Source organism: Streptomyces sp. P6-2-1, assembly GCF_050613165.1.
Classification (GTDB): domain Bacteria; phylum Actinomycetota; class Actinomycetes; order Streptomycetales; family Streptomycetaceae; genus Streptomyces.
Genome location: NZ_CP192513.1, coordinates 5,777,669 through 5,803,496, shown reverse-complemented (window position 1 = coordinate 5,803,496; position 25,828 = coordinate 5,777,669). Strand labels below are relative to the sequence as shown.

Sequence of the window (25,828 nt, the reverse complement as noted above, 5' to 3'; positions counted from 1 at the left end):
CCACCCCACCGCGAAGGGCACGCGCATGTCTTTCAGACCCCGACGACAGCCCCGGCACAGGCCCGCTCCCGGCACCCCCGCCACTCCCCCGCGCCGCCTCGTCCGCCTCCTGCTCACCGGCGCGCTCGCCGCCGCCGGGCTCGGAGCGGTGGGCAGCGCCCCCGCGCAGGCGGCGGGCGAGCAGGTCACCGCGTACCTCACGACGACCGACGACTCCGGCGGCAGGCACGTCACGCGCGGCCTGGAGCAACAGGCCCCGTTCGCCTTCCAGTCCGGTACCGCGAACAGCGGCACGACGGTCTCCGTGGACGAGAACACGCGCTACCAGACCTTCACGGGCGGCGGCGCCTCCTTCACCGACACCGCGGCCTACCTCATGAAGGAGAGCGGCGCGCTCTCGCAGTCCACGCTCGACCAGACGATGACGAAGCTCTTCTCGCCGACGGACGGCATCGGGCTCTCGTTCCTGCGCAACCCGATGGGCGGCTCCGACCTCGCGCGCTTCGGCTACACGTACGACGACGTGCCCGCCGGGCAGAGCGACCCCTCGCTCGCGCACTTCTCGATCGCCCACGACCAAGCGGGGGTCCTGCCGCTCACGCAGCAGGCCAAGCGCCTCAACCCGCAGCTCACCACCGTCGCCTCGCCGTGGACGGCGCCCGCCTGGATGAAGGACAACGGGCAGCTCAACGGCGGCTGGCTCAAGGCCGAGAACTACGGCACGTACGCCGACTACTTCGTGAAGTACATCCAGGCGTACGAGGCCGCCGGGGTGCCGATCGACTACGTGACCGCGCAGAACGAGCCGACGTGCTGCGACAGTTACCCCTCGATGAGCTGGAACGGCTCGGGGCTCGCGTACTTCACGAAGAGCGAGCTGCTGCCCAAGCTGGCCTCGGCGGGTCTCGGCACGAAGGTACTCGCGCACGACTGGAACTGGGACACGTACGACGCCTACGCGGCACCCACCGTCGACGACGCCGCCGTGCGCAACCACCCGAACTTCGGCGGCATCGCGTGGCACGGCTACGGCGGCGACGTGAGCAAGCAGTCGCAGATCCACGACAGGTACCCGCAGCTGGACGCCTTCCAGACCGAGCACTCGGGCGGCACCTGGATCGCCAACCAGCAGACCGAGGACATGCGCAACATCATCGACTACACCCGCAACTGGGCGAAGTCCGTGACGAAGTGGTCCCTCGCCGTCGACCAGAACAGGGGCCCGCACAACGGCGGTTGCGGCACCTGCGACGGGCTGATCACGGTGCACGACGGGGACGGCCGCAGCGGGCAGGTCGACTACACCATCGAGTACTACACGATGGGGCACCTCACGAAGTTCGTGCGCCCCGGCGCGAGCCGCATCGCGTCCACGGCGAGCGGGGACGTGCCCAACGTCGCCTGGCGCAACACGGACGGCTCGAAGGCGCTCCTCGCCTACAACGAGTCCTCCTCGGCGCGCACCTTCACCGTCAACTGGGGCGGCCAGCACTTCACTTACCAGCTGCCGGGCAAGACGTCGGCGACCTTCACGTGGGACGGGACGCAGACCGGGGGCCCGGGCGGCACCGAGCGCGCGGGAACGCTCACAGGGATCGGCGGCAAGTGCCTGGACGCCTCGGGCACCACGAACGGCTCCGCGGTGCAGATCTGGTCGTGCACGGGCGCGGACAATCAGCGCTGGACGCTCGGCACGGACGGCACGGTCAGGACCAACGGCAAGTGCCTGGACGTGAGCGGCGGTGCGACGGCGGACGGCGCGAAGGTGCAGCTGTACGACTGCAACGGGACAGGCGCCCAGCGGTGGACGTACGACGCGACGAGCCACGACGTCGTGAACACGGCGGCGGACAAGTGCCTCGACGTGACCGACCGTTCGACAGCGAACGGCGCGCGCGTACAGATCTGGACGTGCACGGGGGCGTCCCACCAGAAGTGGACCTTGGGCAGTTAGGCGGACACGCGCGCCCCGGGGGCCCGTCGCGCTCGCGGCGGGCCCCCGCCCGTGTCCCCGCCTGTACCCCCGGCCGCGCCGAGCGCCGCGTCCGTCTCCTGGCCGGTCTCCGCGCCGGCCTGCGGGCCCGTCCCGAAGGCCGCGTCGCAGTGGGCGAGGAGCGCGGACAGGGCCGGGGCGGCCGGGGCCCGCCGCGTGACGAGCGCGAGTACGCCCCGTACGGCCGTCCCCTCGATACGCAGCGCGCGCAGTCCGGGAACTCCTTCCGCCATCGAGGCGGAGAGCACGGCGGCGCCGAGGCCGCGCGCGGCGAGGTGCAGGACCGCCCCCGGCGCGTTCGCCTCCAGCGCGACGGCGGGCACGAGGCCGTGTTCCGCGCAGGCCGCCTCCAGGCTCGCGCGGATGCCCGTGCCGTGCGGCAGGCACAGGAGAGGGTGCGCGACGAGCGCGTCCAGCGTCACCGACTCGCTTGCGGACAAAGGGTGTCCGGGAGGGACGACGACGGCGAGCGGTTCGTTCAGGACCTCGCGCGCGGCGAGGTCGGCGGGGGCGCGGTGCGCGGCGCCGATCAGGGCGAGGTCGACGGTGCCCTCGCGCACGCGCGCGGCGAGGCGGTCCGAGTCGTCCTCGACGAGGCGCAGCGCGACGCCGGGGTGCGCGCGGTGAAAGGCGGCGAGCGCCGCGAAGAAGGGCTCGACGGTGCAGGCCATGACCATGCCGACGACGAGGCTGCCCCGGACGAGCGCGTTGAGTTCGTCGACCGCCTCGCGCAGCCCGCGTTCGGCGGCGAGCACCTGTCGCGCGTGCCGCCGCACCACCTCACCGGCCTCCGTGAGCCGCACGGCGCGCCCCGAACGGTCGAAGAGCGTGGCACCCAACTCCTTCTCCAGCTGCGCTATCTGCGCGCTGATCCCGGGCTGGCTGACGTGCAGACGCGCGGCGGCGCGGGTGAATCCGCCCTCGTCGGCGACAGCGAGGAAGTATCGCAGGTGACGCAGCTCCATAAGTGGTGATGATAGGACGCATCGAAAGGATTGCTTGGACTTCTGCACGGGGAGCGCATGAGACTCGTGGTGAAGCCGATTCCCGATCTGGAGGCACCGAGCATGACGGAGTACGAGAAGGCCATGCGCCCCGAGGACCTGACCCGGCTCTTCGTGGAGCGTGCGAACGCGGGCGACGCGGACGGGGTCGCCGCGCTGTACGCGGAGGACGCGGTCATGGCGTACCCGCCGGGGAGCGTGACGGTGGGACGCCCGGCGATCCGCGAGCTGCTCGGCAGGATGCTCGCCGCCGCGCCGCGCTTCACACCCGAGGAGCCGCTGCCGACACTCCGCCAGGGCGACCTCGCGCTCACCTCCACACCGCCGAAGGACGGCGCGGGCGCACGCGCGCAGGTCGTGCGGCGGCAGCCGGACGGCAGCTGGCTGCGGGTCATCGACCAGCCGGAATTCCAGCGGCCCACCGGCTGAGCGGGAGGCGGGGCGCGGCCGCGCGGCCGCGCGGACAGGAACGGTCCGCCTGCGCGATTACGGTACGGGGCGAGGCCGCTCGGGGACGGCCTCGCCCCGTACCGCCCCGCCACGTACCGCCCCCGCCCCGCCCGTGCGTATCCGAGGAGCCCCGTGACCGCCGCCGTTCTCAGCGCCCGCGCGCTCAACCGTGCCACGCTCGCCCGCCAGCACCTGGACGCGCGGGTGCGGATGCCCGCGACCGCGATGGTCGAGCACCTCGTCGGGATGCAGGCGCAGGCGCCGTGGCCGCCGTACACCGGGCTGTGGGCGCGGATCGACGGCTTCCGGCACGAGGAGCTGGCCCAGGCGCTCACCTCGCGGCGGCTCGTGCGGGTGCTCCTGCACCGGGGCACGGTGCACCTCGTGAGCGCGGCGGACTGCCTGGCGCTGCGGCCGCTCGTGCAGCCCGTGCTCGCGCGCGGGTACCGGGCGCAGCTGCGCGCCTCGCTCGCCGACGCCGGGCGGATCGCGCGGCTCACGCGCGAAGTGCTGGACGAGCGGGGCCCTTTGACGCCCGGCGAGCTGGGCGCGGCGCTCGCGGAGCTGCTGCCGGGGACACCGGCCAAGGTGCTCACCGATGTCGCGCGGACCACGGTGGCCCTCGTGCAGGTGCCGCCGCGCGCCGTGTGGGGCGCGGGCGGCGCGACGCGGTACGCGACGGCCGAGTCCTGGCTCGGCGCCGGACAACGCGCCGCCGGGCTGCCGGAGCTGGTACGGCGCTACCTCGCCGCCTTCGGGCCCGCGAGCGTCGCGGACGTCCAGGCGTGGTGCGGGCTCACCCGGCTGCGCGAGGTGACGGACGCGATGCCGGACCTGCTGCGGGTGCGTGGCGAGGACGGCGCCGCGCTGCTCGACGTGCCGGACGCGCCGCGCCCGGGCCCCGAGGCGCCCGCGCCCGTCCGCTTCCTCGCCGAGTTCGACAACGTCCTGCTCTCCTACGCCGACAGGAGCCGCATCGTCCCCGGGACCGCGCGCCCGTACCTCTTCTCGAAGAACGGCGTCATCCCCGGCACCGTGCTCGTCGACGGGGTCGTGCGGGCGGTGTGGCGGGCACGGGAGGGGAGCGTCGCGGTCACGCCGTTGCGGAGGCTGACGGGCACCGAGCGGGGCGAGGTCGAGGCGGAGGGGACGCGGCTCGCGAGGTTCCTCGCGGGGGCGGAGGGCGAGGTGCGGGTGGGCCCGGTGGCGGTGTAGCCCCCGCACGCCCGCTCATACGAAGGCGCTCAGGCCCGTCGCCGCGCGGCCCACGATGAGCGAGTTCATCTCGCGCGTGCCTTCGTACGAGTACAGCGCCTCCGCGTCGGCGAAGAAGCGGGCCGCGTCGTGGTCGAGCAGGATGCCGTTGCCGCCGAGCACCTCGCGGGCGCGCGCGACGGTCTCGCGCATCCTGCTCGTGCAGAACATCTTGGCCAAGGCCGCCTGCGCGTCGCTGAGTTCGTCCTTCTCCTCCAGCGCCGCGAGTCGCACGGCGAGTGCCTGGCAGGCGGTGATGTCGGCGAGCATGCGGGCGAGGAGGTCCTGCACGAGCTGGAAGGAGCCGATGGGGCGCCCGAACTGCTCGCGCTCCACGGCGTACGCGCGCGCCGCCTCGTAGGCGCCGAGCGCGCAGCCCGTCGCCGTCCACGCCACGGCGGCGCGCGTCACGCGCAGGACCCGGTTCGTGTCGGCGAAGGAGTTCGCGTGCTGGAGCCTGTCGGACTCGGGGACGCGGACCCCGTCGAGCACGAGGTGGGCGTTCTGCACGCCGCGCAGGGCGATCTTGTGCGGGATGACCTCGGCGCTCAGCCCTTCGGCGCCGTGCTCCACGACGAAGCCCTTGACCCGGTCGTCGGCCTCGTCCCTGGCCCAGACGACGAGGAGGTCGGCGAAGGAACCGTTGCCGATCCACTTCTTCTCGCCGTCGAGCACCCAGGTGTCGCCCTCGCGGCGCGCGGTCGTCGTGAGCCCCGCGGCGGTGCCCGAGCCGACGAGGGGCTCGGTGAGGGCGAAGGCGCCGAGCCGCTCCCAGCGGGTCATCGCCGGCAGCCAGCGCGCCTTCTGCTCCGCCGAGCCGCAGGCCCGTACCGAGCCCATCGCCAGCTCGGCGTGGACCCCGAAGAACGTCGCGAACGAGGGGTCGACGCGGGCCATCTCCATGCCGAGCAGCCCCCGGAAGAGCCGGCCCCGCGTGGGCACCCCCTCGTCGTCGTCCGCCTCGCCCGTGATCCCCAGCTCCGCGAGCCGCCCGCGCAGCGCGAGGGGGCTGCGCCCCTCCTCCCACAGCTCGTTGGCGTGCGGCGCGACCTCGGCACGCAGGAACTCGCGCACCTTCTGGAGGAGTTCGCGCTCCTCGCCGTCCAGCAGGTCCACGATTCCGAAGAAATCCCCCTCGACCGCGCCCGCTTCGCTCCCGTGCCGCCGCTCCGTCATGGTCCGCACCGCCTTCGTCCCGCCGTGCCGCCGTACGGCACGGACTTGATCGCTACTGGCGGGTACCCCGTGGGACGCGGGAGCAGTCGTGACGCCCCGCCCGGCCACCTGAATGCCGGGTGCGCGCGCCCGGTGTCCGCGAGCGCGGCGACCCGCGGCCGGTTCACGCCGCGCGCCGCTCCCCTGCGCTCTCCTGGTCCGATCGGCTCGCCTCCTCGGTGGTGGCCCGGGTGGGCTCGTCGTCCCTGACGAGGCGCAGATGCCGCCCGCGGCGTCCCGCGCGGTGGCCTTCGCCAGGGGGCGCCCCCGATCCCATCCAGTCCTCCACCCTGTCCATCGCGAAGAGCAGGAGGGCGACGAGCGGCAGCAGCAGGGACGCGACAAGCACCACGGTTCCGGACTCCCTCGTACAGGCGGTTCCTCGCGGGTGCCCCCGCGCGCGCCGGGGATCGCGCGGGGGGTGTGAAAGTCCGGTGACGCCCGGGCTCAGCCGCCCGGCGCGTACAGCTCCAGGAGCGGCTGGGCCGAGTCGGCCCCGTCGCGCCCGAACGGCGCGTCGAAGCTCCACACGAGGAAGAGGAGGAAGACGACGAGCGCGCTGAACGTCGTGGCGAGCACGACCTCGCGCGTGGTGCGGCGGATCTGGAGCGTGTAGAGCAGGCCGAGGGTCACGACCCCGCCCGCGATGAGGCCGAACCAGACGGTTCCGGGGAGCGTGGAACCCGCGGACTCGATGCGCTGGTGCCGCGCGTCGTCGGCGGCGGCGACCTGGTCGATGAGCGGCTGGTACGCCTGTGCCTGGAGTTCGTTCGCCGGCTCGCGGTGGGCGAGGTCGGAGCGAATCCTGCCGAGCAGGGCGGCGCCCTTCGCGTCCGGTTCGCGCCCGGCCGTCATCTCGGGCCACTCCGAGGTGACGGTGTGCCGCGCGTAGGCGTCGATGTGGCCGCGTACCTGCTCGCGGAAGGCCGCGGGGTAGACGTCGAGCCGCTGGTCGATCTCGTAGAGCGACTGCGCCTCGCGCTGAACGGTGTCGTCGGCGGCCTCGCGGGCCTCCCAGACACCGGCGATCGCGAGGCCGAGGACGATGGCGTACACGACGCCCACCATCATCACCATGTACTCCAGGACGTCGGGCGTCTCGGAGGTGTCCTCGTCGGTGACGCGGCGCTGTCTGAGCGCGGCGGCGCCGACGACGAGCGCGCAGACGAGCACGGAGGCCAGGGTGTAGATCAGCCATTGGGGCACAGCGAGCCTCCTGGGGCAGGCCGGAGGGAACGGGGGTACGGGTGCGGGGGCCGCGCGCGGCACCCGCGCGGGCGGTCGTCCCGCGAGGGGCGGCGCGCGGGTTCAGCGCCTGCGGCGCCCGCCCGGGCGGAGGGCCACGGCGGTGAGCACGGCGGGGAGCATCACGACGAGGGTCGTGGTGGTGACGGGCATCCCCGCGGGCTTCGGACGCTGCGCGACAGGGCGGTGGGAACGGGGCTCCCACCGGAAACCGGCCGGTGCGGGCCGCGGGGCCGGGACCGCATCGGGTGGTGACGGTTTCGGCGGCGCGGGGCGCGGGCGCGGGCTCGGTGGTGCCGGGGCCGGGGCGGGCCGCGGCGCGACGACGGCGGGGCGGGGCCGCGGGGGCGGAGGAAGCGTGGGACGCGCGGCGGGCGGCGGGGTGGGCGCCGGGGGCTTGGGCGGGGCGGGCTTGGGCGGCGCGGGCCGCGGCGGCTCCGGAGCGGGGGGTGCGGGAGGCGGAGGCGGCGGGGGCGTGGGGACGGGCTCAGGAGGTGGCGGGGTCGGCGGTGGCGGGGTCGGCAGGGGCGGGTGGTGGTGGCCGTTGATCTCGACCCACGCGCGGTCGGTGCAGACGACGAGGTGTCCCCCGACCGGCCCGCCCTCGATGAGCACCGAGGTCCCGCCCGTGTGGCCGGGCAACGGGCAGAACACCGCGGCCGCCATGACCCCGGCCGTGATCCAGCCAGCCATTCGCCCCCTCCTCCTCCGGCGCTCGACGCACCGGACCGCGAACCGCGCCGGGCCCGAGGTCCCGCGCGGGGCGGGAGCGGTTCCGGCGTACGGAGCAACGAACGGGCAGGTCGAAGGGACACGCGACACGAGGGAGCGCGGGAGCGGAGGGGGGCGCGGGCGAAGAGGGTGCGCGCCGGGGAGGCGGGGCCCCGGGCGAAGAGGGGGCGCGCCGGGGAGGCGGGAGCGCGGGAGCCGCGGACGGCCGCGTCACTCGCGCGCGGTCGCGGCGGGTACGTACCGCCAGAAGGCGGGGACCACGAGGGCGAGGAGGACGACGGCGAGGACGACGAGGAGACCGCCGCCCGTCGTCGCGCCCCGCGCGCCGACCGCCTCGCCCACGGTGCCGTGGAGCAGGTCGGCGAGGCGTGGGCCGCCCGCGACGACGACGGTGAAGACGCCCTGCATACGGCCGCGCATCTCGTCGGTGGCCTCCGACTGGAGGATGACGCCGCGGAAGACCATCGAGATCATGTCGGCGGCCCCGGCGAGCGCGAGCAGGAGCGCGGCGAGCCACAGCGAGTGCGCGAGGCCGAGTCCCGCGACGGCGAGGCCCCACGCGGCGACCGCCAGGACGACCATCACGCCGTGGCGGCGGATGTGCGCGTACAGCCCGGAGAAGACGCCGCACAGGAGGGCGCCGACGGGCAGCGCCGCGTAGAGCACGCCGAGCGCCGCGTCGCCGCCGAAGTACGAGTGGGCCATCTCGGGGAAGAGGGCGCGGGGCATCCCGAGGACCATCGCGGCGATGTCGGCGACGAAGGAGACGAGGAGCAGTTTGCGCGGCCAGAGGTAGCGGAAGCCGTCGAAGATGTCCTTGAGCCCCGCGCGGCGCGCGGCGGCCTTGAGCGGGGGCAGCGGCGGCAGCTTCCACACCGCCCACAGCGTGAGGACGAGGGCGAGGGTGTCGATGAGGTAGAGCGTCGAGATGCCGAGCACGGGGGCGAGCGCCCCGGCGAGCAGCGGGCCCAGGATCTGGCCGAACTGGCCGACGGTGGAGGTGAGCGCGGTCGCGGCAGGCAGCTGGGCCTCGGGGACGAGGCGGGCGACCGACGCGGTGCGGGTGGGCGAGTTGATCCCGAAGAGCGCCTGCTGGAAGGCGAGCAGCACGAAGAGGACCGCGACCGAGTGCATGCCGAGCGCGGCCTGCACCCAGAAGAGCAGCGAGGTGACGGCGATGCCCGCGTTGCTGAGGAGGAGCAGCGTGCGGCGGTCGCGCAGGTCGGCGATGGCGCCGCCCCACAGCGCGAAGACGACGAGCGGGACGAGCGCGACGGCCCCCGCGACGCCGACGAGCGCGGACGAGCCGGTGTCGTCGTAGATCTGGAGGGGTACGGCGACGGCCGTGAGCTGGCTGCCGATGGCCGTGACGACCGTGGACGACCACAGGCGGCGGAAGGGCTTGATGCGGAGCGGGGTCGTGTCGACGGTGAAGCGGCGACGGCGCTGCGCCGGGACGGTGACGGGCCCCGGCGGGCTGTCCTCGGTGCTCTCCGTGGGCTGGTGAGCGCTGTCGACCACCGGAAGGACTCCGTTTCCCGGCGGGGCGACGGCCCGCGGGTACGCCGACGCGCCGTCCCCGCCGTGTCGTGCTGGGCAGGAAGCTGGAAGCGCGTTGGCTGACGTTAACGCCTACGGTCGCGGGTCCGGGCGCGCGAGCGCGGAACCGTACCGCGAAAACCTAACCGGAACGGATGACACCGGTCAACACGGGTCCACGCGGGGGGGCGGATGACGTGGCGGAGCCCGGCGGGGCTCGCGTTCTCCGGCCCGGGGCACCGGCCCTCGCCCCGCCCACCGCCTGGTGCTACCGCCTCGTACTACCGCCTCGTGCGCACCAGCAGGTAGATGAAGTACGGCGTGCCCACCAGCGAGGTCATCAGGCCGGCGCCCAGCTGCGAAGGCGCGATCACCGTCCGCCCCAGCGTGTCCGCCAGTGTCACCAGGCAGGCCCCCAGGAGTACGGCCGTCGGCAGGACGCGGGCGTGGCGGCGGCCCACAAGCGCGCGGGCCGCGTGCGGGGCGACGAGGCCCACGAAGCCGATCGTCCCCGCCGCCGCGACCGCCGTCGCCGTCAGGACGACCGCCGTGCCGAGCAGCAGGAGCCGCCGGGGCGGGAGCGCCAGGCCGAGCAGGCGCGGTGTGTCGTCGTCCAGCGAGACGAGGTCGAGTTCGCGCCGCGAGGCCGCGGCGACGGCGCCGCCGAGCAGCAGCGCGACGCCGACGGGGAGCAGGTCGGGCAGCTCGCGCCCGTACGTCGAACCGGAGAGCCACGTGAGGGCCTTGGCCGCGTTGAAGGGGTCGGTCAGGACGATGACCAGCCCGATGAGCGCGGTCGTCGCCGCGGAGACCCCGATCCCGACGAGGATCACGCGGTTCTGCCGGAAGCCGCCCCGCGCGGCGAGCCCGAAGACGAGCACGGCGGCGGCGGCGGAACCCGCGAAGGCGGCGCCCGCGAGGCCCCACGTACCGATGCCGGTGACGGCGGTCGTCGCGAGGACAGCGCCGAGCGCGCCGCCGCCCGAGACCCCGAGCACGCTCGGCTCGGCGAGCGGGTTGCGCGTCACGGCCTGCACGAGGGTGCCGGCGAGGGCGAGCGCGGCCCCGGCGAGGAGCGCGGAGAGGACACGCGGGATGCGCGTGTCGAGGACGAAGGAGATCGCGGAGCCCGCGCGGCCCGTCGCCCAGTTGGTGAGGTCGCCGAGGAGGAGCACGTTGTCGCCGAGGAGGGCGCCCGAGACGACGAGGCCGACGAGGACGAGACCGATGACGGCGAGCGTGGCGAGGTAGGCGAGGCGCCCCGGTATGCGGGTGCGTTCGGGCTCCTGCGCGTCGCCGCCCTCCTTGAGGCGTACCGCCATGACGACGAGGAAGAGCGCGCCGAGCAGGCTTGTGACGGTGCCTGTCGGGATGCCGGTGGAGCGGTCGGCGGTGACGAAGGTGCGCAGCAGGACGTCCGAGCCGAGGACGAGCCCCGCGCCGACGAGCCCCGCGAGGGGGATGTTCGCGCGGGTCTTCACGAAGCCCTTGAAGCGGGCGACGAGGGGCCGGACGAGCGCGGGCGCGCACAGGCCCGCGTAGCCGAGCGGCCCCGTGAGGGTGACGGCGGCGGCGGCGAGGAGTGCGGTGAGCACGACGACGATCAGCCGCGTACGGCCCACGGCGACGCCGAGGCCGCGCGCCGCGTCGTCGCCGAGCGCGAGCGCGTCGAGGCGGCGCGAGACGAGGAGGAGGCCGAGCAGCGCGACGGCGATGACGGGCAGCATCTGGAGGATGCCGTCGAAGCCGTTCTGCGCGATGGAGCCCTGGTTCCACTGGAACAGGCCCTCGGTCTCCTGCGGGAAGAGCAGGAGCAGGGACTGCGTGACGGCGTCGAGGCCGAGCGCGAGCGCGGTGCCGGCGAGGACGAGGCGGACCGTGCCCGTACCGAGGCCGGAGACGCCGAGGACGACGGCGGAGGCGGCGAGCGCGCCGACGAAGGCGACGCCGGAGGAGGCGAGGAGCGGGACCGAGACGCCGGTGACGGCGAAGAGCGCGAGGGCGAGGTAGGACCCGGCGTTGACCGCCAGCGTGTCGGGGGACGCGAGGACGTTGCGGCTCATCGTCTGGAGGGCGCGCCCTGCCGCGCCGAGCGCGAGACCGACGACGAGCCCGGCGACGGCGCGCGGCAGGCGCGAGGCGGCCACGACGGAGGCGGAGGTGTGGTCGCCGTCGCCGATCGCCGCGTGCCACACGTCGGAGAGGCCGACGTCCGATGTGCCCTGCGCGATGTCGACGACGGCGAAGGCCACGACGACGAGGAGGAGCCCGAGGGTGACGGCCAGCGCGCCCCCGCGGTGCACGGGGGCGGTGGACTCCTGGACGGGAGGGCGCGTTGCGGTCGCGGTCATGGGCCTTGTTTCGTCGCGTCAGGGGCGGGTGGAGCGGTGGGGCCGGAGGGGGCAGGGGCGGCGCGGGGCACCCGGCCGGGCGGCGGTACGCGCGCGTCGCGCCCGCACGCCGGGCGGCCCCGGGGGACGCGGGTCCCCGGGGGCCGTCGGGAGCGGCGGGCCGTCAGGGGCGGCGGCCCGCCGGGCGGGTCACTTGGTGAGCGACTTGACGAGGTTGTCGACGTAGGCGGTGCCGGAGGCCGGGCCACCGAACTGCCAGATGCCGTCGTCCATGCGGTACACGTGGTCGTTCTTGACGAACGGCAGCGACTTCCAGACGGAATTCTTGGCGAGCTTGGCGAAGGGGTCGCCGCCGTCCGCGTCCGACGCGATGTAGACGAAGTTGACGTCACCGAGCTTGGTGAGGCCCTCGACGTCCGTCGAAGCGAGGCCGTACGCCTTGTCGCCCTTGAGCTTCCACGCGTTGGTGAGGCCCAGCGCGGAGTTGATCTCGCCGAGGAAGGACTGCTCGGTGAAGGGGCGCACGGAGACCTGGTTGCCGGTGGCCCAGCCGTCGGCGAAGGCGATCTCGCGCTTGTCGGCGCCCGCGGCGGCGAGCGCCTTCTTGCCCTCGGCGAGCGTGTCGCGGAAGTCCTTCTTGACCGTGGTGGCCTTGGCGGTCCTGCCGGTGGCCTCGGCGACGAGGTCGAGGGTGCGGTCGACGGTCTTGAGCTGCTCGCCGCCGGTCGCCGAGTTGACCTCCAGGACGGGGGCGATCTTGCGGAGCTGCTTGATCGCCGCGGCCTTGAGGTCGGTGGTCGCGACGATGACGTCCGGGCTGAGCGCGGCGACGGTGTCCATGCTGGGCTCGCCGCGCATGCCGATGTCCTTGGCGCCGTCCCCGAGCGGGGCGGCCTTGTCCCAGGCGCGGTAGCCCTTGATGTCGGCGACGCCGACCGGCGTGACGCCGAGGCTGAGCGCGGCCTCGGTGACGTTCCACTCCGTGGTGACGATGCGCTTGGCGGGACCGTCGAGCGTGATCTTCTGGCCCTTGTCGTCGGTCACGGTGACCTTCGAAGCGGCGGCCGAACCCTTGGAGGCGGGCTCGTCCTTCGCGGGCTCCGACGAGCCGCAGGCGGCGAGGGTCATCGCGGCGGTGGCCGCCGCGGCCGTGGCGAGGAGGAGTCGTCTCATGGCGTGGGGTGGAGCCTTTCGCTTCGAGTGCTGTGGCGGCCGAGCGCGCGGGTGCGCGGCCGTCCGGTGAGGGGGTCGGTGTCGACCTCGACGCGGATGCCGTAGACCTCGGTGAGGCGCTCGGACAGGAGCACTTCCTCCGGGGTGCCGTCGGCGACGACGCGCCCGTCGCGCAGGAGCGCGATGCGGTCGGCGACGGCGGCGGCCTGGTCGAGGTCGTGCAGGACGACGCCGACGGCGATCGCGTGCTCGTCGGCCAGGTCCCGCATGAGGTCGAGGAGTTCGACCTGGTAGCGCAGGTCGAGGTACGTGGTGGGCTCGTCGAGCAGGAGGATGCCGGTCTCCTGGGCGAGGCAACTGGCGAGCCACACGCGCTGGAGCTGGCCGCCGGAGAGCTGCTCGACGGCGCGCTCGGCGAGGTCCTCGACGCCGGTCAGGCGCAGGGCGCGGTCGATCGCGGCCGTGCCCTCGGGGTCGGTGCCGCCCCAGCGGCCCTGGTACGGGTAGCGGCCGAACTCGACGACGTCGCGCACCCGCAGCCCGCCGGGCGTGGGGCGCTGCTGGGTCAGCAGGGCGACGCGGCGCGCGAACTGCTTGGGCGCGAGCGCGAGCGCGTCGACGCGGTCCGTACCGTCCTCCTCCAGGTGCACGTTCCCCGAACGGGCGCTCTGGAGGCGGGCGAGGGTCCGCAGGAGGGTCGACTTCCCGCTGCCGTTGGGTCCCACGAGCGCGGTGACCTCGCCGGGGCGCAGCGACAGGGCGGCGTCGTGGAGGACGTCCGCGCGGTCGTAGGCCACACAGACGCCCGTCGCGGTGAGGCCGTGGCCGCGCGTACGGGGGGCGGTGTGCGCTCGTTCAGCTGATTTCACGCCACGAAGGCTAGCCTAACCTTAGGCCACCGCGTAACCCACCCCCGGGCGCCGGGCACCTGCCGTCCCGGTCCCGCGCGCTCCTGGTCCTCGCAGGTCACGGAGGTGTTACGGGGGTTAGCCCCCGAGCCTGTCACCGGGTGGCACCCCCCTCGGTCCGGGCGTCAGCAGGCTGCCGCCGCGCGCCCGTGGCGCGAAGACTCGGAGCATGACGACGACTCCCCTCGCACCCCGCCCGGTGCCGGCGCCCCGCGGCGCCGGTGAACGGAGTGGCGGCAGCGATTTCGCCCGCCTCGCCCAGCGGATCGGCGCGGCCGGCCTGCTCGACCGGCGACCCGGTTACTACACCCTGCGACTCGGCCTCGTGACCGCGGCCCTCGCGGGCGGCTGGACGGCCTTCGCCCTGCTCGGCGACTCCTGGTGGCAGCTCGCCGTGGCCGCTTTCCTCGCCCTCGTCTTCGGTCAGATCGCCCTGGTCGCGCATGATTTGGCGCACCGTCAGGTCTTCCGCACCCGGCGTCCCAGCGAGATCGGGGGGCGGCTCTTCGGGAATCTCGGCATCGGCATGAGCTACGGCTGGTGGATGAACAAGCACACCCGCCACCACGCCAATCCGAACCACGAGGAGCTGGACCCCGACGTGGCCCCTGACATCCTCGTGTGGTCGAAGGAGCAGGCCCGGCACAGCAGGGGCATCGCCCGGCTGATCGGCGGGCACCAGGCGCAGTTGTTCTTCCCGCTGCTGACCCTGGAGGGCTTCAACCTCCACGTGTCGAGCCTGCGGGCGCTGCGCAGGCCGGAGATGAAGCAGCGGGTCCTGGAAGGGGTGCTGCTCTTCGCGCACCTGGCGGGATATCTCGCCGCGCTCTTCCTCGTCCTGTCGCCCGGCAAGGCGCTCGCCTTCCTCTTCGTGCACCAGGCCCTCTTCGGCATCTACCTCGGCTCCACCTTCGCGCCCAACCACAAGGGGATGCCGACGCTGAGCGGGAACGAGCGGCCCGACTTCCTGCGCCGCCAGGTCCTCACCTCGCGCAACGTGCGCGGCGGGCTCGTCACCGACATCGCGCTCGGCGGTCTCAACTACCAGATCGAGCACCACCTCTTCCCGAGCATGCCGACCCCGCACCTGCGCAGGGCCCAGCCCCTCGTCCGCGCCTACTGCGCCGAACTCGGCATCCCGTACCACGAGACGGGGCTGCTCCGCTCGTACAAGGAGGCGCTGACGCACCTGCACCGGGTGGGCGAGCCCATCAGGCGCGGCGTCGTGGCCCCGGCGGCGACCGAGGACTGAGCGAGGACGGGACCCGGCGGGGCGCGGGTACGGGCCCCGGCGAGGCGCGGGTACGGGACCCGGCGAGGTGCGAGCGCGGGTACCGGGCCGGGCGGAGTCCGGACGGAGCGGGCGGGCCCTGCGGAAGACGGGCCCCCGGAAGGCGGGCCGGCCTTCCGGGGGCCCGCTCAGGCGTGCTCGGCGAGGGGGTGCTCGGGCTCGGTCGCGGCGCGCGCGGCGCGCTCCAGGAGGCCGGGGTCGCCCCGCCGTCCGTACAGCGCGGGGAGGACGAGGCGCCACCACTCGTAGAGCCGCTCGCCGACGATCTGCCCGCGCCGCCTCCCCACCCCTGCGCCCGCGCCGAAGCCCTCGTCCCCCGCGAGCGGCGCGGTGAGGACGGAGACGCCGTAGAAGGCCCGGACCAGTGCGGGAGCGGTCCGGGCCGGGCTCACGCCCGGGCTGAGCGTGCCGCCGTGACGGGCCCTGGCGAGCAGCCGGGTCGCGGCGAAGGTCCAGGCGCCGAAGGGGTCGGGGAGCGGGGCGGCGATCGTGGCGCGCTCGGCCCACAGGCGCGCCCCCGCGCGGGCCACCGGGTCGTCGGCGAGGCTCCCCGCGATGGTGAAGCTGAGTGCCACGAGGTTCTCCAGGGGGCACACGTCACGCGCCGTATACCTGGAGCGCAGGTGCCCCCAGTCGGCGAAGCGGTCTCTGACGACGGCGAGGGCCACACCCTCCTTGTTCGTGTAGTGGAAGTAGACGGCGCCACTGGTCCGGCCGGACCTGGCGCTTATGTCGTTGATGCTCGTCGCGGCGTAACCGCGCGTGGCGAAGAGGCCGGCGGCCGCTTCCAGCACCTTTCTCCGGGTCGCCTGCGCCCTCTCCTGCAATGTGCTGTCCACCTTCGCTCAACATGGTTGTGACACCCGGGAAATCTAATGCGCCCGCGTACGCCGGGAATACGAACCGACCGCTCGCGCCCGGAAATTGTTCCTTTCTTTCGGGCATGCACGCTTCCGGGTGATTGCGCGCGGCTTCCCGCCCGCTCCCCCGCAGCTTCCCGATCACCTCGCCGAGGGGGCGCGTTCGAGGCCAACTCGGCTGCGCTGGCCCCTCGTTGACGCCTTTCACGGAATACCCGAAAGCCCTTCGCCACTTCCCCCGGACGAGCGCTTCGCACACACAACCGCAACTCCGGGCGATTGCGGGGGATTCACGGGCGGAAATAACGTAGTGCGCATGATGTTTTGCACGAGAGCCGCCTGAATCGCGCCCACCCAGCGCGAGCGCCCACGCCTCGTCGTCCGTCCGGAGACGCGCCGTTCACGGCACCGGGACCCCGGGTCCCGGCCACGCGCCTTCCCCGTCATCACCGCCTGACTCCCCCGCACCCGCGCCTCGCGACCGCCGTGCGACTCCCCCCGCTCCCGTGCACCCTTTTCCTCCCGCTTTCTCCCCGTTCGCGCGAGTCCTCGCGCACCGTCCCCTCCCCGAAAGCGCACCACCATGAACGACTTCACGCACCCCCTGCTCTCCTGGACCCCCGAGGCCGCCGTGCTCGACTGCGACGGCACCCTCGTCGACTCCGAGCGGCACTGGCACGAGGCCAGGGTCGCCACACTCGCCACGCTCGGCCTGCGCCCGAGCCCCGGATTCGCCGCCCGCGCGCTCGGGCTCCACTACGCCGACTGCGGGCGGCTCATGGCCGAGGAGGCGGGAAAGCCGGAACTCACCGAGGAACTGACGGCCGAACTCCTGCGCCGCTTCACCGCGCTCGCCGCGGCCGACCCCGTCCTCATGCCGGGCGCCGCCGCCTTCGTGCGCGCGCTCGCCGAACGGATGCCGCTCGCCGTGGCGAGCAACTGCCCCCGCGAGGTCGTCGAGACCTCGCTCGGACGCGCCGGGCTGCTCGGCCACTTCCGGCACGTCGTGGTGCCCGACGCGGAGGTACGGGCGAAACCGGAGCCCGACGTGTACCGGACGGGCGCCGCCCTGCTCGGGGTCGATCCCGGCCAGGCCCTCGCCGTCGAGGACACCCTCACCGGCGTGGAGGCGGCGCGCGCCGCCGGGCTGCGGGTGCTCGGCGTGGGGGCGAGGCCGGCGGAGGCGGAGCGGGCGCACCTGTGGGTGCCCGCCTTGGACGCGCCCGTGCTGATGGCGTGGGTACGGGCGCATGTGACCGGGGACGGCGCGGGGTCGCGGCCCTGACCCGCGCGGGGCTCCGCCCCGCGCCCGGGGCCCGCCGCTCACAGCAGCGGCGCCAGCTCCCGTACCTCTCCCCCCGCCGAGGCGAAGAACAGCGCCACGCCCACCGCTCCCGGGTCCGGGACCCCCGTGGCCCTGTCGCCGAGGTAGCTGGAGCGGCCCATGCGGGCGCGGAGGCCCGCCGTGCGGTGGACCCCGGCCCAGCCGGCCTCGGCGGCCGCCGCCAGGGCGGAGCCCGGGGTCCTTGCGGGGTCGTCCGCCGAGGCCTTCAGGGACTCGGCCGCCGGGTGGAGGGCGTCGACCAGGGTCTTGTCGCCCGGGGCAGCGCCGCCCACGCGGCGGATCGCGGCGAGGCCCTCGCCGACGCCGCCGGAGAGCGCGGCGACCGTCCAGCCCCCGTCCCGCACCGACTCCGCCATCGCCTGGAGCAGCAGCCCGAAGAGCGGGCCGCTCGTGCCGCCGACCTCGTCGAGGAACGCCTCGGCGAAGTGCTCCAGCGTGTCCGTTCCCGGGTCGGCGTCGGCGCGGCGCAGCGCCGCGCCGACGCCCGCGCTCAGGTTCGTACCGAAGTCGCCGTCCCCGACCCGCTGGTCGAGCGCGGTCAGTTCGGTCTCGGTGGCCTGCGCGGAGGCCGCGAAGCGGCGCATCCAGCCGTCCGCGTCCGGCTCGGGCCCCGTCCAGGTCCTGGCTCGCTCCGTCACGACACCACTCCCTCTCCTCGTGGCCGCGAGGCGGCCGCGGCCCACGTCACCACCGCAGCGCGGCCGTCCGCACCGGGGCGTCCCAGCGGCGCAGGGTCTCCTCGTCGGCGAGCAGCAGGCTCACCGAGAATCCGCGCATGTCGAGTGCCGTCACGTAGTTCCCGACGAGGCTGCGGGCCGGGCGCACCCCCTGCGCGTCGAGGTGGCGCGCGACCTCGCCGTACACCCCGTACAGCTCCAGCGGGGTCGTCGCGCCGAGCCCGTTGACGAGGACGATCGCCTCGCTGCGGGCGCCCGGGTCGAGTGCGGTCAGCAGTTCACCCGTCATCCGCTCGACGAGCGGGGCGAGAGCGCCGCGCGGCACGGTGCGGCCCGCGCGCTCGCCGTGGATGCCGACCCCGTACTCCAGCTCGCCCTCGCCCAGTTCGAAGGCGCCCTCGCCCGTCGTGGGCGAGGTGTGCGCGGCCGAGGCGACGGCGAGGGAGCGGCAGCGGGCCGCGAGGGCGGCGCCGAGCGTCGCGAGGTCGTCGAGGCCCAGACCCTCGTCCGCCGCGGCGCCGAGCACCTTCTCCAGGAGCACGGTGCCGCCGGTGCCGCGCCGTCCCGCGGCGATCTCCTCGGAGTCCGAGGCGAGGTCGTCGTCGATGAGGACGCGCGCGCAGGCGATGTCGTCGTGGGCGAGGCGTTCCGCGGCGATACCGAAGTTGATGCGGTCGCCCGTGTAGTTCTTCACGAGGTGCAGGACGCCGTCCGCGCGTGCAGCGGCCCGCGAGGCCCCGTACACCTGCCGGTTGTGCGGCGAGGCGAAGACACGCCCCGGCACGGCGACATCGAGCATCCCCTGCCCCACGAAGCCCGCGTGCAGCGGCTCGTGCCCCGATCCGCCACCGGAGAGCAGGCCGACCCTGCGCCCCGGCGCCGTGTCGCGCGCGAGCAGGAAGCCGTGCTCGGGGTCGAGCGAGAGGAGGTCCGCGTGGGCGCGCGCGAAGCCGTTCAGCGCGTCCGGTACGAGGCGGTCACCGTTGTTCTCGAAGTAGGGGGCCATCGGGTCCTCCAGTGTCGAAAGCCGGCGCTCCGGGTGCGGCTCGCCCGTTCGCCTCGCGCCAGGGTTTCCATGCTGCGGCGGGAGGTGGGGATCGGCAACCGGCGCACCACCCGTACGGACCGGCGTGCGCGGCCCGCGTACCGCGCGTTCCGCACCGCGCACGCCCCTGTGCGCGCGGCGTGTTCCGTATCGCGCACGCCCCCGCGGCCCACTGGTCACCCGCGTCCCTTCGCGTGCCGCACATACGAACACATGTTCCGTTCAGCGAACAGTTCCGGTCCTTACCGAAGCTTTCGCGCCACGCTGCCGCTCACGCACCGGAGCCGCTTGACTGCCCCTCGGCGACCTCCCCATATGGACATAGCCCGCGCACAGGGTCACCTCCTGGCACCTCAGGGCAATTCACCGCCTTCCCGGCGTCGCCCCAAGGCCCCCGCGGCCCCGAGGCCCCAAGGACCCGCCATGAACATCGCCCTGCTGATCCACAACGCCTACGGGATCGGCGGCACCGTGCGCGCCGTCGCGAACCTCTCCGCGGCCCTCGCCGGGCGCGGGCACGCCGTCGAGGTCGTGAGCGTGCACCGGCCGGCGGACCACCCCGCCCTCGCCTTCGACCCGCGCGTACGGCTGCGTGCGCTGCTCGACATGCGCGAGGACGCCCCCGGCCACGCGGGCGCCGACCCGCTCACCGAGCGGCCCAACACGGTCTTCCCCGACGCGGGCGTCGACTTCGGCAGGCTGCGCTACACGGCACTGCACGACGCGCGCGTCGCCGCCTGGCTCGACGGCACGGACGCCGACGCGGTCATCGCGACGCGCCCCATCCTCAACGGCTACCTCGCCCGCCACGGCCGCCCCGGGCTCGTCCGCGTCGGCCAGGAGCACCTCGCGATGGACGCGCACAGCCCGCAACTGCGCACCGACCAGAACGCGACGCTCGACGGGCTCGACGCCTTCGTCACCGTCTCGGAGGCCGATGCCGCGCAGTACCGGGCAGCGCTCCCCGGCGTCCGCGCCGAGATCCTGTGCGTCCCCAACGCCGTCCCGGCCCCCGCCGTCGCGCCCGCCACGCTCGCATCCCCCGTGATCGTCGCGGCGGGGCGGCTCGTCGCCGTCAAGCGCTACGACCGCCTCCTGCGCGCCTTCGCCGAGGTCGCGCCCTCCTTCCCCGAGTGGAGCCTGCGGCTGTACGGGCGCGGCCCCGACAAGGCGCGGCTGCACGGCATCGTCGACTCCCTCGGCATCTACGAGCGGGCCCGCCTCATGGGACCGGCCTCGCCCCTGGAGACCGAGTGGGTCAAGGGCTCGATCGCCGCGGTGTCGTCGGACCGCGAGTCCTTCGGGCTCACCCTCGTCGAGGCGATGCACTGCGGCGTGCCCGTCCTCGCGACCGACTGCCCCCACGGCCCCGGCGAGATCATCAGCCACCGCGACACCGGAGTGCTCGTCCCGCTCGAAGGCGAGGAGGACACCGACGTCGCCGCCTACGCGACGGCGCTGCGCGACCTCATGGGCGACCCGGGACTGCGCGCCAAGCTCGGCGCGCGCGGCCGCGAGCGCGCGGCGCGCTACGCGCCCGAGCGGATCGCGCGCGAGTACGAGGAGCTGCTCACGCGCCTCGGAGCGGGCCGTCGCCGCCGCGGCCCGCTCGCCGCGCTCCGCTCGCTCCTGCGTCCCCCCGCCCCCGCCGCGCCCGCGCCGCCCGCCCGGCCACCGCACGCGGTGGCCGTCGCGCTCCCCGGCGGCGCGCTCGCCTTCACGCTGGAGCCCGACGGTCTCCCCGAGGGCCCGCTCGACCTGCTGGTACGCCTGCGCAAGGACCCGGATCGGCGGTCCGTACGCGTGCCGCTCGACGGCACGGGAGCCGTGCTCACCGCCGCCGCGCACCCGCTCGCCGAGGGCCGCTGGGACTGCTTCGTGGTGCCGCGCGGGGCGGCCGAGTACGCGCGCACCCGGCTGCGGGCCGTCCGCGCCGAGCAGGCCGCGCTGCTGGGCGCGCCACCGCTCGTGGACGCCGAAGGGCTGCGCACGCGGGTCCCTTACGCGACGAGTGACGGCTTCCTCGCGGTACGGGCGTGGGCGCGGCCCCGGCACGCGGAGGTCACCCGCGTGCGGGTGGGCGCGGAGCACGTCGAGGTCGACGCCAGGTTCCTCGCCCCCGCCGGGGCGACTCCCGACGGCGCCGTGGTGCGGGCGCGCGCCCGCGGCTGCGGGCGGTCCTTCGACGTCCCCGTGGTTCGCGACACCACCGGGGACGGCGCCTTCGGCTTCGTCCTCCCGCTCCCGCGCGCGGGAGACGTACCGCTGGCGGGCGAGGAGGCGCCGAAGGAGGTGTGGGACCTGGAGTTGCGTACACCGGGAGCGGACGGGGCGCCGGTCACGCTCGGCCGGGTCACGGGCGACGGCACCGACCGCAAGCGCACCGACCGCTACCCGGGCGTCGCCGTCCCGCACCCCGAGCACGGCACGGCGACGGTCCGCCCCTTCTTCACCTCGGCGCACGACCTCGCGCTGATCGTGCGGCCCCCGGCGGCGGCGAGGGGCTGAGCACGGGCGGGGCCCGGGTGGCCTGGTCCTGGCCAGGGCGTCCTGAGCCGGACGGGTCACCCGGATTGCGGAGCCCGCGCGGGCCGCCAAGCGTGGAGGCAACGCGCCGCCGCCACGGGGGCGCGGCTTCGCGCGAGAGGAGCCCGCGATGACGCACGGCGAGGGCGGACCGTACGGGGGCGGGCCCCACGGGGGCGGACCGTACGGGGGCGGGCCGTACGGGGGCGGGCCCCACGGAGGCGGGCCGTACGGAGGCGGCGGGCCCTGGGGGCAGGCGGGGGCCGCCGCCCCGTACCCGCCGGAGAGCGCCTTCGAGCGGCTGCCCGCGCTCGACCTGCCCGGGCCCGGACGCCAGCGGCGGTGGACCGTCCTGCTGCGGCTGCTGCTCCTCGTGCCGCACGCCGTCGTGCTGTTCCTCCTCGCCGTCGGCGCCTTCTTCGCCGCGCTCGCGGGGTGGTTCGCCGCGCTCGCCCTGGGGCGGCTGCCCGCCCCGGTCTTCCGCTACCTCGCCGCGTATCTCGCGTACGAGGCCCGCGTGGGCGCCTCGGCGATGCTGCTCGTGGACCGCTACCCGCCCTTCGCGTTCCTCCGCGACCCCGGCCACGAGGGCCACGAGGTGCGCTTCGCGAACCGGCCCACGCGCCTCAACCGGCTCGCGGTGCTCTTCCGGATCATCCTGATCATCCCGGCGTGGATCATCGCCTCGCTCGTGATGAGCGGCTGGTGGACACTCGGCCTCGTCTGGTGGCTCATCACGCTCGTGCTCGGCCGCATGCCCGGCCCGCTGTACGGGGCGAGCGCCGCCGCGCTCCGCTACCACCTGCGGACCTCCGCGTACTGGCTGCTGCTCACGCCCGCGTACCCGAAGCGGTTCTTCGGCGACGAGCCCGGCGTGACCGACCCCGTGGAGCGGTACTCGGCCACGCGCCCGCTGCTCGTGTCGACGGGCGGGAAGTGGCTGCTCGTGCTCTTCCTGGTGGCAGGGGTCGTCGGCGGCGGCCGGGGCAGTACGTACACCTCGCCGCATCAGGAGACGGACACGGCGCGGACCGGGAGCACGGCAGGGCACTGAGGCGAGGGCGGCCGGGCGCGGGGGTGGGTGGCGAGGGGACGCGGGGGCTGGGTGGCGAGGGGACGCGGGGCGGAGTGACGAGGGGGAGCGAGGAGGCGCGGGGGCCGGGCGACGCGGTTTCGCGCGCGGCTTCGTATGGTGGAGAGAGACGTCCCCCCGGGCACCCCCCTGCGCCCGCGTCCCCCGCACCACCCGAAACGGAACCCCGTCGTGCCGGATACCGCCGCCATACGCTCATGGCACCGCACGCTGCCGCACAGCCCGCAGGCCGTCCCGCTCGCCCGTGCCCTCGTCCGCGAGGCCCTCGCGGGCCTCGACCAGGACACCGCCGAACTGCTCACCGCCGAGCTGGTCGCCAACGCCGTCGAGCACACCGCGGGACGCGAGCCGATCGAGCTGTACGTGGAGCTGCTCGCGAGCCACTGCCAGGTGGAGGTACTGGACAGCGACCCCGCGCCTCCCGGCGGTCTCAGCTCCCCCGCTCCGCTGGAAGCCCCCGACCCGCTCGCCGAGGGCGGCCGCGGTCTCCTCCTCATCCGGGCCCTCGCCGCCGCCTGCGGGCACCGCCCCACGGAGTCGGGCAAGGCGGTGTGGTTCAGGGTGGCGGCACACGCGAGGGTGCCGGTGCAGCGGCAGGCGCCGCCGCGGGCCGACCCCACCGCCCGGTGAGAAGCGGGGGGTGGGGGTCCGCGCGCCTACTCGTCCGCGGCGACGCGCCCGGGGCCCGCCAGCGTCGCCACGAGGACCGCCTTGATCGTGTGCAGCCGGTTCTCGGCCTCGTCGAAGACCACCGAGTGCGCTGACTCGAAGACCTCGTCGGTGACTTCGAGCGAGTCGAGGCCGAACTCGTCGTGAATGCGCCGCCCCACCCCTGTGCCGAGGTCGTGGAAGGCCGGGAGGCAGTGCAGAAACTTGACGTCCGGGGTGCCCGTCGCCCGCAGGACGTCCATCGTCACGGCGTACGGGCGCAGGGCGGCGATCCGCTCGCCCCAGACCTCCTGCGGCTCGCCCATCGAGACCCACACGTCGGTGACGACGAAGCCCGCGCCCCGTACGCCCTCGGTGACGTCCTCGGTGAGCGTGACGCGCGCGCCGCTCGCCTCGGCCAGCTCCCGGGCCTTCGCGACGATCCCGGCGGCGGGCCAGTACGCCTCGGGGGCGACGATGCGGACGTCCATGCCGAGCAGGGCGCCGGTGATCAGGTAGGAGTTGCCCATGTTGAAGCGGGCGTCGCCGAGGTAGGCGAAGGAGATCTCCTCCAGGGGCAGCGGGCTGTGCTCGGTCATGGTGAGCACGTCGGCGAGCATCTGGGTGGGGTGCCACGCGTCGGTGAGCCCGTTGTAGACCGGGACCCCGGCGTGCGCGGCTATCTCCTCGACCACGTCCTGCTCGTCGCCCCGGTACTCGATCGCGTCGTACATCCGGCCGAGCACGCGCGCCGTGTCCTTCGCCGACTCCTTGTGCCCGATCTGCGAGCCCGCGGGGTCGAGGTACGTCGTGTGGGCGCCCTGGTCGGCCGCGGCGACCTCGAAGGCGCAGCGCGTACGGGTCGACGTCTTCTCGAAGATCAGCGCGACGTTCCTGCCCCGCAGCCGCGGCACCTCGGTCCCTGCCCGCTTGGCGGCCTTGAGCCGCGCGGCGAGATCGATCAGCGAACGGAACTCGGCCGCGCCGAAGTCCAGCTCCTTGAGGAAGTGACGGCCGCTGAGGTCGATCGCGTCGTGGGCCATGAGGGCGCTCCCGGGGTGCCGCGTACGGGGAGGTACGGAGGCGACGATGACGAATGGAAGTGTATACGGTATCAGGAATTTCTATACGGTCGGTAGGGCGGGGGCCCGGTCGTACGTCACACCGCGTCCCGTTCCACGGGGCAGCTCATGCACCGGGGCCCGCCCCTGCCCCGGCCCAGCTCGCTGCCGGGGATCTCGACGACCTCGATGCCCTGCTTGCGCAGGTACGCGTTGGTCGTCGCGTTGCGCTCGTAGGCGAGCACGACGCCCGGTTCCACGGCGAGCACGTTGCAGCCGTCGTCCCACTGCTCCCGCTCCGCGGCGTGCACGTCCTGCGTCGCCGTGAGCACCCGTACGGAGTCGAGCCCCAGCGCGGCGGCGAGCGCGCGGTGCATGTGCGCGGGCGGGTGGTCGGTGACCTTGAGGTCGCGCGGGCCCGCCCCGGGCTCGATGGTGTACGAGCGCAGGTCGCCGAGGCCCGCGTACTGCGTGAACGTGTCGCCGTCGACCATCGTCATGACGGTGTCGAGGTGCATGAGGGCGCGTCTCTTGGGCAGGTCGAGCGCGACGATCGTGCGCGCCGACCCGGCGGCGAAGAGCTTCGTGGCGAGCATCTCGACGGCCTGCGGCGTCGTGCGCTCGCTCATGCCGATGAGCACGGCGCCGTTGCCGAGGACGAGGACGTCGCCGCCCTCGATCGTGGACGGATAGTCGGGCTGCCCCTCGGACCACAGGCGGAAGTCGCCCGCGCCGGGGCCCGTGAAGAGCGGGTGGTGCCGGTAGATCGCCTCGAAGTGCACGGTCTCGCGCTGCCGCGCGGGCCAGCGCATCGGATTGATGGACACGCCGTCGTAGATCCAGGCGGAGGAGTCGCGCGTGAAGAGGTGGTTGGGCAGCGGGCCGATGAGGAAGTCGTCGGGCTCCATGACGTGGAAGCCGACGGAGACCGGCTCGGGCCAGCGGTCCAGGTACTCGCGCTTGGTCATCCCGCCGATGAGCGCCTCGGTCAGCTCGCCCTCGCCGAGCCCGTCGAAGGAGGCGCGCAGGCGGTCGGTGGCGAGCGGCCCGTACTCCTTGTCGTCGAAGACGCGGTCGAGCACGAGCCGCCGCGCCGCTGGGAGCGCCATCGTCTCGCGCAGCAGGTCGGCGAAGAGGTGGACCACGACGCCGCGTTCGCGCAGCGCGGCGGCGAAGGCGTCGTGCTCCTCCTTCGCGCGGCGCACCCACAGCACGTCGTCGAAGAGGAGGGCGTCCTTGTTGCTGGGGGTCAGTCGCTTGAGTTCGAGGCCGGGGCGGTGCAGGAGGACGCGCCGCAGCCGGCCGGTCTCGGAATCGACGTGGAAGGCCATGCCTGTCATCTTGTCCGCCGAGCGGCCCCCGCACCCGTCACGCCACGAGGTGCGCGGCGGTACGGGTGCGGGGGCCTGCCTTCGTAC

21 protein-coding genes are annotated in these 25,828 nt (G+C 74.5%); 8 read left to right on the top strand and 13 right to left on the bottom strand.

Annotated elements, in window-relative coordinates:
* Window positions 1-25: 25 nt before the first annotated feature.
* Window positions 26-1,954, top strand: coding sequence for a ricin-type beta-trefoil lectin domain protein (locus tag ACQYWQ_RS24670; RefSeq protein WP_431037551.1), 1,929 nt, complete (start codon window positions 26-28; stop codon window positions 1,952-1,954).
* On the opposite strand, the gene ACQYWQ_RS24665 is transcribed toward ACQYWQ_RS24670, so the two are convergent.
* On the bottom strand, window positions 1,951-2,958 hold the full coding sequence (locus tag ACQYWQ_RS24665) for a LysR substrate-binding domain-containing protein (RefSeq protein ID WP_431037549.1): 1,008 nt from the start codon (window positions 2,956-2,958) through the stop codon (window positions 1,951-1,953). The genes ACQYWQ_RS24670 and ACQYWQ_RS24665 overlap by 4 nt on opposite strands.
* 102 nt (window positions 2,959-3,060) lie before the next feature.
* On the opposite strand from ACQYWQ_RS24665, the gene ACQYWQ_RS24660 reads away from it, so the two are divergent.
* Entirely contained in the window at window positions 3,061-3,426 is a 366-nt protein-coding gene (locus ACQYWQ_RS24660) for a YybH family protein (protein WP_431039333.1), read from the top strand.
* Window positions 3,427-3,579: 153 nt separating this feature from the next.
* Window positions 3,580-4,662 (top strand): winged helix DNA-binding domain-containing protein, encoded by a 1,083-nt coding sequence (locus tag ACQYWQ_RS24655; protein WP_431037547.1) that lies wholly within the window; start codon window positions 3,580-3,582, stop codon window positions 4,660-4,662.
* Window positions 4,663-4,677: 15 nt separating this feature from the next.
* Here ACQYWQ_RS24655 and ACQYWQ_RS24650 read toward each other — a convergent pair whose 3' ends face one another.
* From ACQYWQ_RS24650 to ACQYWQ_RS24620, 7 genes are all read right to left on the bottom strand, one after another.
* Entirely contained in the window at window positions 4,678-5,877 is a 1,200-nt protein-coding gene (locus tag ACQYWQ_RS24650) for an acyl-CoA dehydrogenase family protein (RefSeq protein WP_431037545.1), read from the bottom strand.
* Window positions 5,878-6,040: 163 nt separating this feature from the next.
* Window positions 6,041-6,268: a hypothetical protein gene (locus ACQYWQ_RS24645; RefSeq protein ID WP_431037543.1), complete on the bottom strand. Its 228-nt coding sequence runs from the start codon at window positions 6,266-6,268 to the stop codon at window positions 6,041-6,043.
* Between the two features lie 95 nt (window positions 6,269-6,363).
* Entirely contained in the window at window positions 6,364-7,122 is a 759-nt protein-coding gene (locus tag ACQYWQ_RS24640) for a hypothetical protein (protein ID WP_431037542.1), read from the bottom strand.
* A 981-nt stretch (window positions 7,123-8,103) separates the two neighbouring features.
* Window positions 8,104-9,414: an MFS transporter gene (locus ACQYWQ_RS24635; RefSeq protein WP_431037541.1), complete on the bottom strand. Its 1,311-nt coding sequence runs from the start codon at window positions 9,412-9,414 to the stop codon at window positions 8,104-8,106.
* Between the two features lie 299 nt (window positions 9,415-9,713).
* Window positions 9,714-11,783: an iron ABC transporter permease gene (locus tag ACQYWQ_RS24630; RefSeq protein ID WP_431037540.1), complete on the bottom strand. Its 2,070-nt coding sequence runs from the start codon at window positions 11,781-11,783 to the stop codon at window positions 9,714-9,716.
* 189 nt (window positions 11,784-11,972) lie between these two features.
* Window positions 11,973-12,956, bottom strand: a complete 984-nt coding sequence (locus ACQYWQ_RS24625) for an ABC transporter substrate-binding protein (protein ID WP_431037539.1) — start codon at window positions 12,954-12,956, stop codon at window positions 11,973-11,975.
* Entirely contained in the window at window positions 12,953-13,825 is an 873-nt protein-coding gene (locus ACQYWQ_RS24620) for an ABC transporter ATP-binding protein (protein WP_431037537.1), read from the bottom strand. Before ACQYWQ_RS24620 ends, ACQYWQ_RS24625 begins: the two co-directional genes overlap by 4 nt.
* 208 nt (window positions 13,826-14,033) lie before the next feature.
* Here ACQYWQ_RS24620 and ACQYWQ_RS24615 point away from each other — a divergent pair, with 208 nt between their 5' ends.
* Window positions 14,034-15,116 (top strand): fatty acid desaturase family protein, encoded by a 1,083-nt coding sequence (locus tag ACQYWQ_RS24615; RefSeq protein ID WP_431037535.1) that lies wholly within the window; start codon window positions 14,034-14,036, stop codon window positions 15,114-15,116.
* 167 nt (window positions 15,117-15,283) lie between these two features.
* Here the strand turns inward: ACQYWQ_RS24615 and ACQYWQ_RS24610 are convergent, their stop codons facing one another.
* On the bottom strand, window positions 15,284-15,949 hold the full coding sequence (locus ACQYWQ_RS24610) for a TetR family transcriptional regulator (RefSeq protein ID WP_431039332.1): 666 nt from the start codon (window positions 15,947-15,949) through the stop codon (window positions 15,284-15,286).
* Between the two features lie 649 nt (window positions 15,950-16,598).
* Between ACQYWQ_RS24610 and ACQYWQ_RS24605 the strand changes: the two genes are divergently transcribed.
* Window positions 16,599-17,300, top strand: a complete 702-nt coding sequence (locus ACQYWQ_RS24605; protein ID WP_431037534.1) for an HAD family hydrolase — start codon at window positions 16,599-16,601, stop codon at window positions 17,298-17,300.
* 38 nt (window positions 17,301-17,338) lie between these two features.
* Here the strand turns inward: ACQYWQ_RS24605 and ACQYWQ_RS24600 are convergent, their stop codons facing one another.
* Window positions 17,339-17,944, bottom strand: coding sequence for a DAK2 domain-containing protein (locus tag ACQYWQ_RS24600; RefSeq protein WP_431039331.1), 606 nt, complete (start codon window positions 17,942-17,944; stop codon window positions 17,339-17,341).
* A gap of 100 nt (window positions 17,945-18,044) precedes the next feature.
* Window positions 18,045-19,043 carry a dihydroxyacetone kinase subunit DhaK gene (locus tag ACQYWQ_RS24595; protein ID WP_431037532.1) on the bottom strand — a complete coding sequence of 333 codons (999 nt, stop codon included), beginning with the start codon at window positions 19,041-19,043 and terminating at the stop codon, window positions 18,045-18,047.
* Between the two features lie 462 nt (window positions 19,044-19,505).
* Between ACQYWQ_RS24595 and ACQYWQ_RS24590 the strand changes: the two genes are divergently transcribed.
* The 3 genes from ACQYWQ_RS24590 to ACQYWQ_RS24580 all read left to right on the top strand — a co-directional run bounded on the left by ACQYWQ_RS24590 (window position 19,506) and on the right by ACQYWQ_RS24580 (window position 23,331).
* Window positions 19,506-21,590 carry a glycosyltransferase gene (locus ACQYWQ_RS24590; protein WP_431037531.1) on the top strand — a complete coding sequence of 695 codons (2,085 nt, stop codon included), beginning with the start codon at window positions 19,506-19,508 and terminating at the stop codon, window positions 21,588-21,590.
* A 319-nt stretch (window positions 21,591-21,909) separates the two neighbouring features.
* Window positions 21,910-22,662, top strand: a complete 753-nt coding sequence (locus tag ACQYWQ_RS24585) for a DUF4389 domain-containing protein (RefSeq protein WP_431039330.1) — start codon at window positions 21,910-21,912, stop codon at window positions 22,660-22,662.
* 210 nt (window positions 22,663-22,872) lie between these two features.
* The gene (locus tag ACQYWQ_RS24580; protein WP_431037529.1) at window positions 22,873-23,331 is read left to right on the top strand and encodes an ATP-binding protein; all 459 of its coding nucleotides are present in this window, start codon (window positions 22,873-22,875) and stop codon (window positions 23,329-23,331) included.
* A 26-nt stretch (window positions 23,332-23,357) separates the two neighbouring features.
* Here ACQYWQ_RS24580 and argF read toward each other — a convergent pair whose 3' ends face one another.
* Entirely contained in the window at window positions 23,358-24,392 is a 1,035-nt protein-coding gene (gene argF / locus ACQYWQ_RS24575) for an ornithine carbamoyltransferase (protein WP_431037527.1), read from the bottom strand.
* Between the two features lie 116 nt (window positions 24,393-24,508).
* A complete protein-coding gene (locus ACQYWQ_RS24570; RefSeq protein ID WP_431037526.1) occupies window positions 24,509-25,741 on the bottom strand; it encodes an arginine deiminase in 1,233 nt (410 codons plus the stop codon).
* Between the last annotated feature and the right edge of the window lie 87 nt (window positions 25,742-25,828).

Coding starts and splice junctions, on each gene's coding strand:
- ACQYWQ_RS24670 (WP_431037551.1), top strand. CDS start 26: ATGTCTTTCAGACCCCGACGACAGCCCCGGCACAGGCCCGCTCCCGGC.
- ACQYWQ_RS24665 (WP_431037549.1), bottom strand. CDS start 2,958: ATGGAGCTGCGTCACCTGCGATACTTCCTCGCTGTCGCCGACGAGGGC.
- ACQYWQ_RS24660 (WP_431039333.1), top strand. CDS start 3,061: ATGACGGAGTACGAGAAGGCCATGCGCCCCGAGGACCTGACCCGGCTC.
- ACQYWQ_RS24650 (WP_431037545.1), bottom strand. CDS start 5,877: ATGACGGAGCGGCGGCACGGGAGCGAAGCGGGCGCGGTCGAGGGGGAT.
- ACQYWQ_RS24630 (WP_431037540.1), bottom strand. CDS start 11,783: ATGACCGCGACCGCAACGCGCCCTCCCGTCCAGGAGTCCACCGCCCCC.
- ACQYWQ_RS24625 (WP_431037539.1), bottom strand. CDS start 12,956: ATGAGACGACTCCTCCTCGCCACGGCCGCGGCGGCCACCGCCGCGATG.
- ACQYWQ_RS24615 (WP_431037535.1), top strand. CDS start 14,034: ATGACGACGACTCCCCTCGCACCCCGCCCGGTGCCGGCGCCCCGCGGC.
- ACQYWQ_RS24605 (WP_431037534.1), top strand. CDS start 16,599: ATGAACGACTTCACGCACCCCCTGCTCTCCTGGACCCCCGAGGCCGCC.
- ACQYWQ_RS24600 (WP_431039331.1), bottom strand. CDS start 17,944: ATGCGCCGCTTCGCGGCCTCCGCGCAGGCCACCGAGACCGAACTGACC.
- ACQYWQ_RS24595 (WP_431037532.1), bottom strand. CDS start 19,043: ATGGCCCCCTACTTCGAGAACAACGGTGACCGCCTCGTACCGGACGCG.
- ACQYWQ_RS24590 (WP_431037531.1), top strand. CDS start 19,506: ATGAACATCGCCCTGCTGATCCACAACGCCTACGGGATCGGCGGCACC.
- argF (WP_431037527.1), bottom strand. CDS start 24,392: ATGGCCCACGACGCGATCGACCTCAGCGGCCGTCACTTCCTCAAGGAG.
- ACQYWQ_RS24570 (WP_431037526.1), bottom strand. CDS start 25,741: ATGGCCTTCCACGTCGATTCCGAGACCGGCCGGCTGCGGCGCGTCCTC.